Below are 17,522 nucleotides of genomic sequence, written 5' to 3'. Positions count from 1 at the left end.
AATTTTAATATTTTATGTTTTGATTGTAATTAACTTGTTTTGTTACGAGTTCGCCGGCAAATATACGTGTATACCGGTCTGTTTCTAAATAATTATTCAGGCTTGGTTCAGCAATAAACGCAATGTTGTCCATACAGGCCTCTATCACGTCACTCATTTGTAAAAAGCCAATTTGTCCCTGCAAGAAAGCATTTACAACAACTTCGTTTGCAGCGTTTATGATACAAGGCATATTTCCGCCTCTACGCATTACTATAAATGCAAGATCAAGGTTCCTAAAGGTCTCCCTATCTGCTTGTGCAAAAGTAAGTTCTGGGTAATCCATAAAATTGAAACGCTTAAAATCACTGCTTATTCTCTGAGGATATGCCAGTGCATAATGAATTGGAAGCTTCATATCCGGCAAGCCCATTTGCGCCTTCATTGAACCATCATTAAACTGAACCAGGGAATGAATGATCGACTGGGGATGTACAATTACATCAATCTGGTCTGGTTCAAGTCCAAACAGCCATTTCGCCTCTATTACTTCCAGTCCTTTGTTCATCAAAGATGCTGAGTCAATGGTGATTTTCGCCCCCATCACCCAGTTTGGATGTTTTAATGCTTCCGCTTTGGTAACACCGGTTAAAAATGCGCGATCCTTTCCTCTAAACGGCCCTCCGGATGCGGTAAGGTATATTTTCTCAATTGGATTGTTCTCCTCACCAACCAGGCACTGGAAAATGGCAGAATGCTCTGAATCTACAGGAATAATCCGCACACCATGTTGCTTTGCAAGAGCCGTAATGAGGTCGCCGGCCACTACAAGCGTTTCTTTATTGGCCAAACCAATATCCTTTCCGGCTTCAATTGCGGCAATTGTCGGCTTCAATCCTACTGCACCAACTACGGCAGTCAGTACAAAATCTGCTTCAGCTATACTTGCAGCTTCACACAGTGCATCCTCACCAGATAACACCTTGACAGGAGTTGAGGACAACTCAGCTTTTACTTTCAAATACTGACCTTCATCCCCTATAACCACCATCAAAGGCAAAAACTCCAAAGCCTGTTTGATCAACAGATCAGCATTAGACTGTGCCGTAAGTGCAGAAATCTTATATAAATCGGGATTTGCTTTGACGACCTCCAGAGCCTGTGTTCCAATTGAACCAGTGGAACCTAAAATGGATATATTTTTCAACCTATAAAACTCCTTAATTCATCTGCAATCTTCCTATCGTTCGATAATCTTGGAACCTTATTTTGTCCGCCAAGCTTGCCCTGGGTACGCATATAGTTCACAAAAGCATCTTTTTGCAACGAACGAACGATCAAAGGCTGCAGTATTTTCCCTTCAATGAGGTCAAAATAGTAAATATTCTTCTTTTGTAAGGCTTCATCTACCTTTTTACTAAAAGAAATTAAATCTTTAGGTGGATTTGAGAACTCAATAAACCACTCATGGTACGGCAATTCTCCTGCCGGAGTATCTACCTGGGGTGCGACAGTAAACTCAGTAATTCCTACGCCTTCCTCATTTGCCACAGTAAGTAATGCATGTTCTACCTCTTCACCGATCACATGCTCTCCGAAAGCGGAAATAAAATGTTTGATGCGGCCCGTTACCAATATTTTATAAGGATTCTTAGAAACGAATTTAACGGTGTCACCTATGCTGTAGCCCCATAAGCCAGCATTTGTATTCAATATTAATGCATAGTTCTTATCCAACTCTACATCCTCCAGGCAAAGCCTCGTAGGATTGTCATTGTAATATTCATCAGCAGGAATAAATTCATAGAACATCCCTGCTTTTGCCAGTAGCAGCAAGCTCTTTTCCTGCTGGCTGTCCTGGTAGGCGATAAATCCTTCTGAAGCCGGATAGGTTTCTATGGTATCTATCTTTCTCCCTATACTGGCTTCAATCTTTGCGCGATACGGCTCATAGTTTACACCACCGTACACAAACAGATCGAAGTTCTTAAAAATATCCTTGATCTTTTTACCTCCTGATTTTTCGGTAAGCTTGTCGAAATACATCTGAACCCATGGCGGTATCCCGGAAATGAGGGTCATATCCTGATTAAAGGTCTCCCCGACAATCGCATCTACCTTTTCTTCCCAATCCTCAATGCAATTGGTCTGGTACGATGGCAGGCGGTTCTTTTGGAGATAACCAGGCACCAAATGCGCGACAATTCCTGAAAGCCTTCCCACATTGATCCCGTTCTTCTTCGTAAGAACCGGACTTCCCTGCAAAAAGATCATCTTCCCGTTTACAAAACCGGATTTACCCGTTTCGTGTATATAGGTAAGTAAAGCGTTCCTTGCTGCTTTTACATGCTCGGGCATCGACTCTTTGGAAATCGGAATGTATTTCACACCGGATGTTGTACCCGAAGTCTTGGCAAAATACTGAGGTTTCCCTTTCCACATTACATCCGGTTCTCCCGCGACAACCCGGTCTATATAAGTTCTCAGCCCTTCATAATCCCTTACAGGAACCTGCTTTTTAAAATCTTCATAATTACGGATCTCCGCAAAAGAATGATCCTTGCCAAAAGCAGTGTTTTTAGCTGAGTCTACCAATGCCAATAAAGTACGCTTCTGAACAGCAACTGCATTTCTTTTCCATTTTTCAATGCCTCTTACAATAAAGGCAGCAAATGGCTTGCTCAATGCCGCTTTTAATCCCATACCTTACTAAACTATGTTGTGTAAAATGTCCGGTTCGCCTTCTCCTTTATATTCATTCATCATCTTGCGGTATGCAACAGTAAGGGCTACGCTAGCAAGGGGAACAATGATAAAAGAACTCAAAACATTGACAAAAAAAGCAACTAACGGCCAGTGGATGTAGCCAAAGAAGAGGTTCAAAAGGTGAAACCCGGCTAATACCAATAATAGCAAGAATATTTTAGTGAAATTACCCCTGGTAGTAGCCAGGCTATATTTGATCGATGTAAAAGGCCCCATATTCTTATCGATGATAAAAAAGGGAAAAAAGGAAATACGTACCCAGGTGATAAAAATGGCAACGATTCCTACGGAAATAGCGACATTAGTGATGATTTCCAATGGAATACCAGTATAAATAAATGGAAAAGCAACCAAAATCACCACAGAATACACACCTATAATACACAGCATAAAATAAAGCGATGCCACCAGAAACCTGATGATCTGCTGTCTTGTTGGGATGGTACTTACAATACTTACGTCGTTTTCTTCGTCATCCAGCAAATGAAAAATATACCTGAACAATGACAGGTTGATCGTAAAATAGAACATGATGAATGTAAACGACATCAACAAACGCAGGCCAATATTAACCTCACTCATAAAAAATGCCATCAAATTGGAGGCTGCATATGTGATGAACATCAAAAAACAAAGCGTAGCTATAGAGAAGTAATTCCTCTTAGTTACGGCCCAGGCCTTACTAATCACCTCATTTACAGCAAAAGTACTGTCTTTTAAAAACTCTATCATCGTTGTTTAAGTACTACTCTTTTAAATAAATCCTGCATGAAACCCAGTCCGTAAGCAAATAACTGTATGAAAGCAGCAATAATGCTCAAAAATGCAACTTTTAATGATTTATTGACCTGCCATGAATGAAAAAATATCAACATAAAGTATACCAACATTAAAAAGTTGCATACAAAGGCAAGAGGCCAGTAAATGATATTAATCAGTATAGTAAATATGACACCGCAGGTAAAAATTGCTGGAAAAAAATGCACTAATTTGAGTTCAGAAGGGAAATGTTTATAAATATTTATCCTTGCCCTGCCAAAAAAATGCAGTTGTTTATAAAACTGAGAAAAACTCGTACGCCTTTTATGAAAAACTTTAGCTTCTGGTATTAATCCTATCTTAAACCCATTTTCATGAATCCTGATACTATATTCAATATCTTCTCCAAGCCTGGTTAGAATAAAACCACCTACTTTTTCCCAGGCCTCACGGGAAACACCCATATTGAAGCTGCGGGGATGAAACTGACCAACATGCTTTTTGTTTCCCCTTATACCTCCTGTGGTAAACGGAGAAGTCATTGCGTAGCTGATGGCTTTCTGTACTGGTGTAAAACTTTGGTGTGCTGCGTCAGGGCCTCCATAAGCATCGAGCTTATGCTCAAACAGGTAATCTCTTACAATTTCAAGGTAATCTTTAGGGATCAGGCAATCCGAATCAAAAATAACAAAGTAATCGCCTTTAGCTCTTTCAAAACCATAATTACGAGCAAACCCCTGCCCTTCATTAGGCTTTAAAAAATATTTTACATCTAATAAATTAGTGTATTTATCTACTATTGCCTTCGCGTCATTTACTGAACCATCTTCTATTACCAACACTTCAAATTGCATGTAGGTCTGCTGCGTAAGCGTATTCAACAGCTCATCTATTTCCTGCGGACGGTTATAAAGTGGTATTATTATCGAAAAAAACATCGCTTAAGCTATCTCCTTTTCTATCAGGTATTGATTCCTTTCAGGCGCATTACGGGTTACCAATTCGGCCACAAAACCAGTTAAAAACAATTGTGATCCCAAAATAATTGCTACCAAGGCAATATAAAACAAAGGTTGTTCTGTAATATCCCTCTTATACGGAATACTCATTGAGATGTGATAAAGCTTTACAAAAATTAACCACAAGGCCATTATAGTACCTATCACAAAACTCAATACACCCAATGAACCAAAAAAGTGCATCGGTCTTTTTCCAAACTTGCCTACAAAAAATATAGAAAGCAGATCCAGAAACCCATTGATAAAACGGCTCAGACCAAACTTGGTTACCCCATATTTACGGGCCCTGTGTTCTACTACCTGTTCACCGATCTTCTTAAATCCTGCCCATTTTGCAATCACCGGAATATAACGGTGCATCTCCCCGTAAACCTCAATGGTCTTTACTACATCATTGCGGTATGCTTTTAAGCCACAATTAAAGTCGTTCAGTTGAATACCGGACATTTTCCTGGTTGCAGCATTAAACAGTTTGGTGGGTATGGTCTTCGTAATCGGATCGTAGCGTTTCTTCTTCCAGCCCGATACAATATCAAATTTTTCTTCCTTTATTCTCCGGAACAGTTCAGGGATTTCATCAGGACTATCTTGTAAATCCGCATCCATGGTGATGACTACATCACCTTGCGCAGCGGCGAACGCTACGTTTAAAGCAGCACTTTTACCGTAGTTCCTTCTGAATTTAATGGCTTTCAAAGCATCATATTGCTCCTTTAACTGTTCTATAACAGCCCAGGAATTATCGGTACTTCCATCATCAACAAAAACAACCTCATAGGAAAAGTTATGGTCTTCCATAACCTTTGCAATCCAGGCAGTTAATTCCGGTAAAGACTCATCTTCATTATATAACGGGATTACAACAGAAATATCCATGTACGATTACAAGCAATTAAACAATGTGCAAACTTATATAAAATCTGACAATTTTTCCTTTATATTTAACCCATTAACGATAACTCATGAAGAAATTACTCGTATTGGTTCTTGGCTTAACAGCAGCAACAACCACCTATGCACAGCAATTAAATGTGCCTAAAAACAAGCAGTTTGAATTTACCACAAGAAATACTCAGCATGGAACTTTCACCAGCGACGAGCAATTTACTTATGCCTTTAGATCGCTGGGTAAAAATGCTTCCGGCAATACTGTATTCGATTGCAAACTGGTGAAAGCAATCATTAAGGATCGTAAGGGTGACAAAACCATTTTACATACTGATTCTATTTATAATACCAGCTTAAATTCGACAGGTGTGCTCTTTCCTATCGCAATGCTAAACAACCCTTTTACTGTAGTAGTAGATCCCAAAGGAAAAGTAATCAGTGTAGATGGGGTACTGTCTTCTTTGAAAACTGCCATTAGGCCATGGAGTCTCACACCGGAGATAGAAAAGCAGTTACTCGAAAATGCCGACAAAGGTTTTACAAGTACCATGCAAGGATTATTCTTTCTGTTACCAGAAAAAAGTTTAGCAATAAGCCCGCAATGGCAAAACAAAGATTCCGGCACAAAATTTAAATTAGGTAGCAAGAATGCCAAATCTATAATATTCAATGCCTCCAAAACCGATACAAGTGGTTATAGCTTACAGGGTAAATATGCTATTGATCCGCTTACCGGCTTAATTCAGCACTCACAGACAGACATGAAATACGGTAAAATTGATGATGGCTTACCGGCAAAGTTCAGTGGTGGAGTGAGGTCTTCTCAAAAAATAAGCGCCGACATTACAAAACCTCAGCTAGATACAGCCTGGACGAACATGGCGGTGAAGCTCAGCTATTGGAGTACAGCAATAAAAAATAACCTGGGATACGATTCTGTAAAAGTGCAGTCAGCGTTCGAAGCCTACGATCAGAGATATAGTAAAGATCGCTACTATATGCTTAGCAAGCTGGGAATGGTTCAGCAAATGCGCAGTAAAAATTCTTACCAAAAATATGACAGCCTGCTCTTACTTACCCCGAACAAATATTTAGAGGGAACACACCATCTTTTCAATAAACTGGGCGAGGCGCTCTACAACGAAGGCCCGGCATCTGCTTACGATGTGAGCAAGTACGTTTATAAAGAAGAATCATTTTACGACTGGCTGCAGAATTCCATGTCGCAAAGTTTCCTTCCTTATGACGACCGACCTAACCCTTCTGCCGGAAAAGCTTATGAGCTTTTAAAATTATTCATGAACGACAAAGACTCAATTTACCAGCAGAAAGCAAACTCTCTTTTCCTATGGGTTATGGCCGAAAGGGAAAAGAAAAATACCCCTCTGCTCATAAAAAATGCTGCAGAATTTATTAAAATGTCAGATGTGCAAATGCAAAGCGGAAATGGCGGCAGGTACGCATTGCTGTTACACAGTATACTGGTAAAAGCCGAAGTAAGGGCCGAAGCTGATTCATTATTGAGCCATACCATTAAAAAGCTTGAAAAATATACTGCAGACACTAAAAACCCACGTCGCTATGCGGATCAGAACATACTTGCGTATGCATGGTATCTAAAATATCAGTCGGCACTAAGCAAAGATTCACTACAAGCGCTTCAGTACCTGGCCAAAGCGGCGGATTACTCTCCTAAAGGAAATAATGAAAAAGCGCATATTAGTTTCTATGACCGTACCTTCCTTAAGTCAAAGGAAAGTTATCGCCAGGAATATATAGACAAACTATTAAGCTCAGGTAATGAAAAACAAGCGTTGAAACTGATTGCGGTTGACATTAATGCCAATCCTGAAAATTTACCGGAAATGCAGAAGATCTATAAGAACCGTTTCCCCGGAAAAGATTTTAAATATTTCTTCATACAGGATGTAATGGCTTCATGGAACGCCGCCCCAGACTTTAAACTTAAAAATATTGATGGCAAAGAGCATACCCTGGCAGACTATAAGAATAAATGGCTAATTCTGGATTTCTGGGGCACCTGGTGTGGCCCATGTAAAGAAGAATTGCCTTCGGTCAATAAATTTTATACGGAACTGGCAGCAGGTAAACATGGTGACAACAACTTCCTGAGTATCGCTTGTAACGACCAGGAGAATAAAGTAAAGTCATTTATCGCCCAAAACAAATACTCCATTCCAGTGGCGATGTCTGATAACAAAGTGGAACGCGATTACAAAATCACCGGATACCCCTCCAAAATTCTGATCTCCCCTGAAGGAAAGATGATGAATGTACAGTTCGGAAAAGATTGGAAAGCCATACTAAAGCAGTTGAACACTATCTATTCAATGAACTAAACCTGATTTTATCTAAAAAAAAAGGGCTTGATGGATATCCATCAAGCCCTTTTTTATGCTGTGCCTGCCCTCCGCGGATCGCCCGCTCACAGGACTTTTTTTCAGTGGAATTAGCCCCTTGCTTTGTATATAACAATTTAGTCATTCTTAAGTTTGATACCTAGATAATTTTATAAACAATTCCACATTCTAATGATCTACTTCTTCCAATGAGATCCGGATGTCTTCCAATTTATCTCATGTATAGAACTGGGCTGGCTTTTCTACCGCATAATACCTGCTAAAAGACATACTGCATTCGCTTGCGTGGTCATGAAATATTTCGATAACTAATCAGACCATATTTAAAGAAGAAATTTACAAAATAAAAAGGATCACCCAATTTTGAGTGATCCCTTATTCTAATCTAAATCTTTAATCTTCGTATAAAGGAGCCGTCTTTTTAATGATTGCTGCTGAGATCAAACTCACTACCAATCCATAAAAAGTATAACCTACAGCGATCCCAAATACAATCATGTACACCATGAAGGATCTCATCTTCTCAAACCCTTCCGCACCTGCGCCGTTGTTAGCATCTGCTGCCTTAGCTTGAATAGCTTCTATCATTTCGGTATAAGAAGCCGGATCTAACACTTTAAAATAAATCAATGAAGCCAACGCTGTAAATAAACCAGTGTAAGCCGCAACTGTAAAACCGGAAGAGAATGCTTTACCAAAGGAAATATATCCTCCTAAGGCTTTCTTGAACTCTGTCTGAACATAAACAATAGCTAAAAAGAAAGGCACATAGGTAAGCACTTGTGCGATGACATTTTCTCCCACGGACATCTTGGAAGGATCATTGCTCGTCACCCCTAAATACTTCAAAAGATAGGTCATCGCAATAAAATAAGCGGCGTAAATAAGCGCACATTTAAAAGCCAGCATGTTAGGCTTCTTTACAGGTTCTTTAATATCGATACTCATATAAGATTAGTTTTGTTGAATATTAAAGTTAGCAATCAAAGTATAAACTGCTACATCAAATTCTTTATTCGCACTAAACTCTTCTAGTTCAGCCACTACTTTATCATTAGCTTTCGGCGAATAAAAGAACACCATAAATGGCACAAACAACTCTTCCATTTCCTCACCAAGTTCAATCATACCTGCATGACTGCAAATGTCCTCCACGCTGCTCTCTACCAGTTGCTGGTTACTGATCAAATCTTCATAAATATGGAACTCATCCTGAAACTCATCTTCCTCAACCAATAAAAACTCTTTTAAGAAGTCTCCCAACTCAGGCTTGATCTTCTCATCATGACATTCGTTAATGTAAAGCAGCAAATTCAGCAATTCAGTTCCCCTGTCTATCGTCTCTTCCTCAATATTTTCCCATTCTTCTGAGTCAAGGTAATCCTCTTCCAGTTTTTTCACATCTGAAGTGAAGAAATTGATCATCAGCAAATCAAAAAATACTTCTCTCAATTCATCAAAAGCAGGATAGCCATCAAATACCTCATCGAACTCTTCTACCTTTTCTAAAAAGCCAAGGTCTTTACTAAAAACCTCTACCAGGCTTTCTTCCAACTGAACAGAATCTTTTTCTGACGCCGCAGCAAATTTATCCAATGCCGCGATCAGCGCAACTTTTACCTGATTATCCATATGATTGTAATTGTTTGTTGTTATATACCAACTGAACCTTGCCGGTCAGCTTTTTATTTAATAATGGTGAATTGGACGATTTAGAAAAATTATTCTTTGAATCATAAACCCATTCCTCCGAAGGATTATATACTGTAAAATTAGCAACTCTGCCTTCCTGTATCACAGGAACTTCTAATCCCAGTAATGCACGCGGATTGATGGCCAGTTTCTCTGCAATCTGTACAGCATCCAGACCAGCCTTAATCAGCAATGGTAAAACTGTCTGCAAGGCGATAATCCCATAGGCCGCGATTTCAAATTCAACATCCTTATGTTCTATCTCATGTGGACGGTGCTGTGAACCCACCGCATCAATGGTTCCGTCTTTTAAGCCTGCGAGCAATGCCCTCACATCTGATTTAGCGCGCAGAGGTGGCTTTACCTTGTAATTGCTGTCAAAATCGTTCAACAGTTCTTCTGTAAACACCAAATGATGCGCTGCTACATCGCAGCTGATTTTTATACCATCCTTTTTAGCCTTTTTAATCAGTGCTACCGAACCGTAAGTAGAAATATTACTGATGTGCACCGGAGCATCGTGGTAAGTCGCAAGGAAAATATCTCTGCTGATGTGCATTTCTTCTGCAAGCGCCGGCAAACCTTTCATTCCCAGCAATACACTCGTTTTGCTCTCATTTACCTGAGACTTGCCAGCTATAGATCTGTTTTCAGGATAAACCATCAATAAACCATTAAATCCTTTAGCGTACTGTAATGCCCTGCTCATGAATCCATCATCTGTAATGGATTTACCTCCATCAGAAAATGCGACTGCTCCCGCCTGCTGCATGTCATATAGTTCTGCCAGCTCCTTGCCTTCCATATCCCTACTCACGGCTCCAATTGGCAATACCTCTACCAGGTTTCCTTTGGCTCTGTTGATGATGTACTCCACTTCAGCTTTAGAATGCACTACGGGTTTGGTATTTGGCAAAACAGCAATTCCGGTGAATCCTCCTGCTTTGGCAGCAGCTGTTGCGGTCTGAATATCTTCTTTAGTTTCAAAACCCGGATCACCTATGGAGCAGTTTAAATCAAAGAAACCCGGCGACAATACAGAACCCGAGCCATCAAATACCTGCTCATCTTTAGCCGCCTTTAAATTTGTACCTATAGCAGTGATGATTCCCTGTTCTACACGTACATCACATTTCTTTTGATTGAACTGGCTGTTTGGATCGGCAATAGTTACGCCCGTGATAAGAAGGTTCATGATGTTATTATGTTTCTTTTATAATTAAAAAATCTGATCAATAGTATTTCAGCAGCTAAAAAAACAAGTGTTAAAATTATGCAAAGTTTCCATAACTCAGTACTGTTATTTTTAGCTTGTATATTTAATGACTGTGCGTCTTTTTTAGAATTAAAAATCTCCACTTTTTGCTTTCCGAAAAGAGTGTTTAATTCATTCTCTGTGGTATAATGCATATCTGACTCTGTACGATCATCATTAAATGCCACTACAGCCAAAGATGAATCGGCTTTTTTAAGCTCATAGAACCCTGATTTTTTAATCTGATCTGCTACATAAAGTAAGGTCCTATCTGAAGTTTGTCTAATTTCCGGAATTACCTCAAAATCGCCAGATACCAGTTTAAAAGATTGGTTTTTCAGCAACGATACTTTTTCAGTTTCTAAAAGGTCACTGCTGCCCGTAGTATAATACAATGGTTGTTCTTTAGCACTCGCAAAAGCAATTTTGTACATCATCGGCACAAATACCGGATGTCTTGGCAAGTTACTGTCTTTAATATCAAGAGAGACTGCCGACAAATAAGCCTTTCCTGCTCCTATCCCATACATTGCAAATAAAGAGGCACCCAAGGGCAATTGAAGAATGCTCTGTTTTACACTCGAGTTTTGATTTACATAACTGAAATACCTGTTCACCACCGGCAAATCCATATTGGAAGGTACCTGCTCAAACACGTCTTTAAATACCGGGTTTTTTAAGTCAATCGTACTTGTCACCGGAGCACCTGCGTTCAACTGCTGTACTGGAGGGAGTCCCATAGCAGTAAAGAACACACTATATACATTCGCTCCTGCATTTACGTCCGGAAAAACTACCACCGATCCGCCATTTTGAACATAGCTTTTCAACTGCTGCGCCAGTCCGGAAGACGGATCTTTTAATCCGCTCAATACAATCTGGCTGTATTCGCTAAATTCAGAATACCTGATATTGGACTCCGGCATTTCTGTTAATCTAAAATAAGAATCGGCGGCAAATAATGACCTCACAAATTTCTCAGAAGGATCTCCTTTGATGTTCAAGACCTTCAATTCATTATTCACCTTAAAGCTAAAGTTTAGTTCATCATCAAAAGTCAATGGGTAATCTTTAATACTCAGTGTAGCCTTTTGCCATCCTGCATTCAATCCGCTAAAACTCAAAGTATCTCTTACAGATTTCCCTGCCGGCACTGCCACATTACTGATTGTTTTCTGCTGCCCATTAACGGTCAGCTTAACCGGCACACCCGCAGCATCTTCTTCTCCGTAATTATGCAACACCAGCACAATTTTTTCAGCAGTCCCTGGCTGATGCACGGGAGACATGCTCCACACACTGTCGACCGCGATATTGGGCAGGCTATTTGCATTTAGCTTTACAAAATTATAACCCACATCTTTATTCACTGAAATTGGCTTCACACCTGAAAAACTCTTCTGAAAATCAGACAACAGATAACTCACCTGATTTCTGTTGGCTGCAAGGTCAGCTTGTTGCCTGTTGATGACCTGTTGTAAAGTTCTGGAAGATGCAGATATCTTCACTTCATCAAGCAACCTGATGAATTCTTCCTTATTGACCAGTCGCTGGTGTTTACCTTCAAAATCATTAGTAATGAGCTGAAACTGATCGTTTAGTCCATACCCCCCCGCTATTTCTCTGGCTTTACGTTTAGCCTCATCCAGCAAACTCCCTTCCTTATTTACAGTTTCCATGCTGTAGGAGTTATCTATATAAATGCTTACTACATTTCTCAAAGCTGGATTGTGACTTGCTCCGGAAGGAATAAATGGTCTCGCAAAGGCAAGCACCAAAAATGCTATAGCCATGATACGGCTAAATAGAATCAATAAATGTTTCAGCTTTTCCCTGGAAGAATTCTGCTCTTTGGCCTCCTTCAGAAACTGTACATTACTGAAATATACTTTCTTAAATTTTCGGAAATTGAATAGATGAATCGCAATAGGAATCGCTATTGCCAGCAGCGCTAAAAGAAAACCTGGGTAGAGGAAATTCATTAAAAACCAAAGGTAGAACTTTTACATGAATTTCCTCATCGCATCCCATAAAGTTTCATCCAAACCGTAAACATCCGGACGAAACTGGATATTTCCTTTATCAGACCATGCTGTAACGTAGTTTATGATCAATGGAATAGGTTTTTTAACCCCAAACCACTTTGGCTTCAATTGAAATATATTTACTGTATCGGCTTTTTTTGCCAGCTTTTTGCGATACACATCCATTTTAGTGGTATCTATCGGTGGCAGATTCACTTCCATCCTCAACTGATCGTACTGATATTTATCCTTAACCAGCTTTTCGGCAAACTCGAGTGGCCGCTCTACGCGAACGCACCCATGACTGATTGCACGATTGGCTTTTGCAAACGCACTCTTATTATTTGTATCATGCAGATAGATGCTCGATCCGTTGTCGAATATAAATTTGAACTTACCAAGGGCATTATCTTCACCAGAGCCTTGCTTAAATTGGAATGGTAATTTTTCCCTGGAATAATTATTCCACTGAATGGTGTCCGGATCATAAACCTGCTTCCCTTTATAATAAACCCTGATGTTGTTATTTGAAAGATAGTATGGGTCTTTACGGGCCATCCAGTAAATTTCACTTCTTGCAATACTCACCGGAATATTCCACACTGGATTTACTTGTATAGAATTTAACTTGCTGTACAAAATCGGGGTTTCATGATTTTTAGGCTTATCGTCCAGATTACCCGATTTGGCAAACAACTTTTGTTTTTCCAGATAATCCTTTTCTCTTTTCCCACCTACACATACCTTCATATGTGTTGTTGTATCCTTACCATTAAACCAGGTGAGAGAAAAATCGGGAATATTTACGGCTACATATTCATCCCCAAGCTCTGGCAATTTCCAGCGCATCCTTTCCATATTCACCAAAATGGTCTTAACAGCCGGACTTAAAGCATTCGAATTATGGCCCGCATGGAGGTATTGTTTCTGCAATATTTTATATCCCTCAGACTTCGGCTGTATGTCAGTCAGCAGCTTATGGATATCTTTTGTAGCCAAAACCGCGGTAACGCTTAAACTGTCTGGTCTCTTTACCGGCACATAATACCTGCTAAATAATTTACGTGGGTTAATACTCCCATAGTAGACGAAGTTATTATACTTGATTAATCCCTCCGCTGCATTCAGCTCCAGATCTGCAACCACGGGATACACTTCTTCTATCTTCTTAAATTTATTGGCCGACATTACAGCAAGTAGATTTTGTATTTGCTGATTCCTGAATAATTCAGCATTAAAACCGTGTTCCTCACTTCTGCTGATGTAAGCAGAAAGTGTATCCAGACCACCCCCTACAAAATATTTGGTAACCAGGACAGGTTCAAAGTTATTGCTGTGATAAAAGTTAGTAAGGGTATTGGGATTGGAAAACTTAGCTTTTAAACTATCCAGGCGTTTCCTAAAAACAACATTATACGCAGTGGTGTCAAACTTCTTATAGAGTTTGCTATTAAAATGCTTTGACAGTACCAAACCAATTTCAGGAGTATCCCTGAACCAGTTACAGGATGCAAGTACGGCTATTAAAGGAACAATTATGAGTAGTGATTTTTTCAAAGTAGTAATATTAGCGCAAAATTAGATGTTATTTTAAACTTCCGATTACCCAAATCAAATTAAGTGCCATTAAAATCCAATGTAGTCATATAGGGGAAAAACATAGGTATTAATTAACAAATACCCCGTAAAGCACATAATAACCAAATTAAGAATCCAATAAACCCTAAACCAATCCTTAAACATAAACGATGTTGTTATGCTTAAAATAAAAAAAGACAGGAGCATAAGATCTCCAGTATACCTCAACAAAGCAAAAGGAAGTTGTTCCCCATCTGAATAGGTGATACTCACAACTGGAATTCCTACTATTGAAAATAGGAAAAATCCGATAAAACACCCGATGTATATCTTCGCAGGAGTGATAATTGGTCTTACATTATTCATATAGGTATCGTTAATAATGTTGATATATCCAATAACTATACCCATTCTTAATGAGCGATTTAAAGGAAAACAGTATTCCATATGACTATATTTCAGACAACTTCAAAAACTAAAATTCTTTTCGTCCCAATGGCAATCAAGCTAAAAGAAGAAGTGCATTATTAATAATTACGACACAATTATTTAATGAAGCATATTTTGACACCATAAACTCGCTTGTTTGCCAGAAAGCTAATTCCCATTTTTGTTACGATTGTAGTACGACATCAATATACAATTAGGTAATTTAGGGGTATTTAAACCCCATTTCGCCAGTAATTTGCTTTTCATTACAGACAACTGTCATAACCGGATCTGAACAATCCTTAATTCTGGAAACAAGGCATAAAGGCTTTAAACTTAATTGCCGTATATTTTTGATTTGTGGATTCTATTTATATATTTGCACTTCCTCAGCATGCTAATCGTTGTTGATAAGGAACTTAAATAAAATATGAACACAATTTTGAACCATCATTTACATTTGCACCATCGCCAGTTGGCGATGTATATGTAATGTTTTGTACTTCAAAACTTGTTTCCGACCTTATTTTCTTGTTCAATATCAATAATATCAAATCAGCATAATTGAAAACACTAAAAATTGCTATCCAGAAATCGGGTAGACTAAACGAAAAATCAGTAGAGATCCTTAAAAATTGTGGTTTATCTTTTGAAAACTACAAGAGCTCATTAATTTCAACAGTAACCAACTTTCCACTGGAAATCCTTTTTCTTAGAGATGACGATATTCCAGAGTACGTCCAGGATGGTATTGCCGACCTCGGTATCGTTGGTGAAAATGTAATCATTGAGTCTGGTTCCGAAGTAACCTATCTTCAAAAATTGGGCTTCGGAAAATGTACACTGAAAATCGCTATTCCTAACGAAAGCCACATCACTGAGATCGCTCAACTGGAAGGTAAAGCCATCGCTACTTCTTATCCTGTAATCCTTGAAAAATACCTTAGGGAAAATCATGTAAATGCAGACATCAGAATGATTTCAGGATCTGTGGAAATTGGTCCGGGACTTGGACTGAGCGACGCCATCTGTGACATCGTCTCAACTGGTGGAACTCTAAAAAGCAACGGACTAAAGCCCTTTGCCGAAGTCATGAAATCTGAAGCTGTACTGATCGGAAAAGAAGGTTCAGAATTACTACCTGAAGTACAGGAATTATTGCAAAGAATCCGCTCGGTACTGCGCGCTAAAGAGACCAAATATGTAGTACTTAATGTGGCGAAAGTAAACCTGAAAAAAGTAGTGGATTTATTGCCGGGAGTAAAAAGCCCAACCGTGGTTCCGTTGTTTGATGAAGAGTGGGTAGCCGTTCACTCTGTAATTGCGGAGCACGATTTCTGGGAGAAAATCAATAGCCTGAAGGCTGCCGGCGCACAGGGAATTGTAGTAATGCCAATTGAAAAAATCATTGTTTAAGACCATTTTCACTATTAACCAATAGTTAAACTCAAAACATAACACATTGAAATTCTATAGTTATACTGATTTATCTAAAGACAAAGTTGAGGCAATATGCCTGAGGCAACTTGAAGACGACAGTAGCATACTGGAACGTGTAAAAAGCATTGTGACCCGCGTGAAAAACGAAGGTGATAAAGCACTATTCGACTATGCGAGTCAGTTCGACAAGGTGATTATGAATAAGCTGTACATCGACAAAGAAGAGATTGAAAGCATTGCGTCAACCATTCCCGCTGATGCAAAATCAGCGATCGATACAGCTTATCAGAACATCCGTACTTTTCATGCTTCACAGGCTAACAAAGAAGGCAGGGTAGAAACGATGGAGGGAGTAGAATGTTGGAGGGAAACAAGGGCGATCGAGAAGGTGGGCCTTTACGTCCCAGGTGGCTCAGCTGTATTGCCAAGTACCTTTCTGATGCTGGGTATCCCGGCTTTGATCGCAGGTTGCAAAGAGATCGTTGTTTGTTCACCTCCTCAGCAGGATGGAAAGACCAATTGCTACGTCGCCTATTGTGCAGTAAAACTTGGTATCGAAAGAATCTACCTGATAGGTGGTGCACAGGCAGTAGCAGCAATGGCCTATGGCACAGAAAGTGTCCCGAAGGTATACAAGATCTTTGGTCCGGGCAACCGCTATGTGACCCAGGCAAAGCAGCTGGTACAGTCGGCCGCAGGAACGGCGATAGACATGCCGGCAGGTCCTTCGGAGGTTTTAGTGCTCGCTGATGAGACTGCCAATCCGTCATATGTAGCTTCAGACCTACTCGCTCAGGCAGAACATGGAGCTGATAGTCAGGCTATTTTAGTTGCTACTTCGAGAAAAATTATAGACAAAATACTAGAACGACTTGAAATTCAGATAAAAGAGCTACCAAGAAGAGAAGTAACAGCGCTTGCAATAGCCAATTCATATGCCGTATTGGTAGAAAATCTGGAACAGGGTATGGAATTCAGTAATGTCTATGCACCAGAACACCTCATACTTGCCACAGAGAAATTTGAGCAGCTTATTCCATTGATTACCAACGCAGGTTCTGTATTTTTGGGAAATCTAACTCCTGAAAGCGCCGGAGATTATGCTTCTGGAACCAATCATACATTACCCACAAGTGGCTTTGCTAAAGCATATTCAGGTGTTTCACTTGATTCATTTGTTAAGAAGATCACTTTCCAGCACATCAGCAGAAAGGGATTAGAAAACATTGGAAGCACAGTAGAGATACTTGCAGCAGCAGAAGGCCTGGATGCACATAAAAATGCGATTAGTATACGATTGAAAGGATAAGAC

The 17,522-nt window shown here is 39.6% G+C and carries 13 protein-coding genes; 3 read left to right on the top strand and 10 right to left on the bottom strand.

Annotation, left to right across the window (positions count from 1 at the left end; translation table 11 throughout):
* Positions 1-4: 4 nt before the first annotated feature.
* Genes FA047_RS01475 through FA047_RS01455 form a run of 5 tightly spaced genes read right to left on the bottom strand, consistent with a single transcriptional unit; the run spans position 5 to position 5,399 of the window.
* Positions 5-1,186 carry a 1-deoxy-D-xylulose-5-phosphate reductoisomerase gene (locus tag FA047_RS01475; protein WP_136834218.1) on the bottom strand — a complete coding sequence of 394 codons (1,182 nt, stop codon included), beginning with the start codon at positions 1,184-1,186 and terminating at the stop codon, positions 5-7.
* A complete protein-coding gene (locus FA047_RS01470) occupies positions 1,183-2,682 on the bottom strand; it encodes a GH3 auxin-responsive promoter family protein (RefSeq protein ID WP_136834217.1) in 1,500 nt (499 codons plus the stop codon). The genes FA047_RS01475 and FA047_RS01470 overlap by 4 nt, the downstream gene beginning before the upstream one ends.
* 6 nt (positions 2,683-2,688) lie before the next feature.
* Entirely contained in the window at positions 2,689-3,477 is a 789-nt protein-coding gene (locus FA047_RS01465; RefSeq protein ID WP_136834216.1) for a hypothetical protein, read from the bottom strand.
* On the bottom strand, positions 3,474-4,442 hold the full coding sequence (locus tag FA047_RS01460) for a glycosyltransferase (RefSeq protein ID WP_136834215.1): 969 nt from the start codon (positions 4,440-4,442) through the stop codon (positions 3,474-3,476). The genes FA047_RS01465 and FA047_RS01460 overlap by 4 nt, the downstream gene beginning before the upstream one ends.
* 3 nt (positions 4,443-4,445) lie before the next feature.
* Entirely contained in the window at positions 4,446-5,399 is a 954-nt protein-coding gene (locus FA047_RS01455) for a glycosyltransferase family 2 protein (RefSeq protein WP_136834214.1), read from the bottom strand.
* Positions 5,400-5,485: 86 nt separating this feature from the next.
* Between FA047_RS01455 and FA047_RS01450 the strand changes: the two genes are divergently transcribed.
* On the top strand, positions 5,486-7,771 hold the full coding sequence (locus tag FA047_RS01450) for a DUF6263 family protein (RefSeq protein ID WP_136834213.1): 2,286 nt from the start codon (positions 5,486-5,488) through the stop codon (positions 7,769-7,771).
* 414 nt (positions 7,772-8,185) lie between these two features.
* Here FA047_RS01450 and FA047_RS01445 read toward each other — a convergent pair whose 3' ends face one another.
* From FA047_RS01445 to FA047_RS01425, 5 genes are read right to left on the bottom strand one after another with little or no spacing between them, the layout of a single operon-like run.
* Positions 8,186-8,740 carry a DUF4199 domain-containing protein gene (locus FA047_RS01445; RefSeq protein WP_136834212.1) on the bottom strand — a complete coding sequence of 185 codons (555 nt, stop codon included), beginning with the start codon at positions 8,738-8,740 and terminating at the stop codon, positions 8,186-8,188.
* 6 nt (positions 8,741-8,746) lie between these two features.
* Entirely contained in the window at positions 8,747-9,424 is a 678-nt protein-coding gene (locus FA047_RS01440; RefSeq protein ID WP_136834211.1) for a hypothetical protein, read from the bottom strand.
* The gene (locus tag FA047_RS01435; RefSeq protein WP_136834210.1) at positions 9,417-10,679 is read right to left on the bottom strand and encodes a dihydroorotase; all 1,263 of its coding nucleotides are present in this window, start codon (positions 10,677-10,679) and stop codon (positions 9,417-9,419) included. The genes FA047_RS01440 and FA047_RS01435 overlap by 8 nt, the downstream gene beginning before the upstream one ends.
* A complete protein-coding gene (locus FA047_RS01430) occupies positions 10,676-12,721 on the bottom strand; it encodes a BatA domain-containing protein (RefSeq protein ID WP_136834209.1) in 2,046 nt (681 codons plus the stop codon). The genes FA047_RS01435 and FA047_RS01430 overlap by 4 nt, the downstream gene beginning before the upstream one ends.
* 21 nt (positions 12,722-12,742) lie before the next feature.
* Positions 12,743-14,320 (bottom strand): L,D-transpeptidase family protein, encoded by a 1,578-nt coding sequence (locus FA047_RS01425; protein WP_169304295.1) that lies wholly within the window; start codon positions 14,318-14,320, stop codon positions 12,743-12,745.
* Between the two features lie 1,014 nt (positions 14,321-15,334).
* Between FA047_RS01425 and hisG the strand changes: the two genes are divergently transcribed.
* On the top strand, positions 15,335-16,186 hold the full coding sequence (gene hisG / locus FA047_RS01420) for an ATP phosphoribosyltransferase (RefSeq protein ID WP_136834208.1): 852 nt from the start codon (positions 15,335-15,337) through the stop codon (positions 16,184-16,186).
* A gap of 46 nt (positions 16,187-16,232) precedes the next feature.
* A complete protein-coding gene (gene hisD, locus FA047_RS01415; protein ID WP_136834207.1) occupies positions 16,233-17,519 on the top strand; it encodes a histidinol dehydrogenase in 1,287 nt (428 codons plus the stop codon).
* Positions 17,520-17,522: the final 3 nt, after the last annotated feature.

The organism is Pedobacter frigoris (genome assembly GCF_005116445.1).
Taxonomy (GTDB): domain Bacteria; phylum Bacteroidota; class Bacteroidia; order Sphingobacteriales; family Sphingobacteriaceae; genus Pedobacter; species Pedobacter frigoris.
The sequence above is the reverse complement of the archived record's forward strand: the minus strand, read 5'-3'. Positions and strand labels throughout refer to the sequence as shown.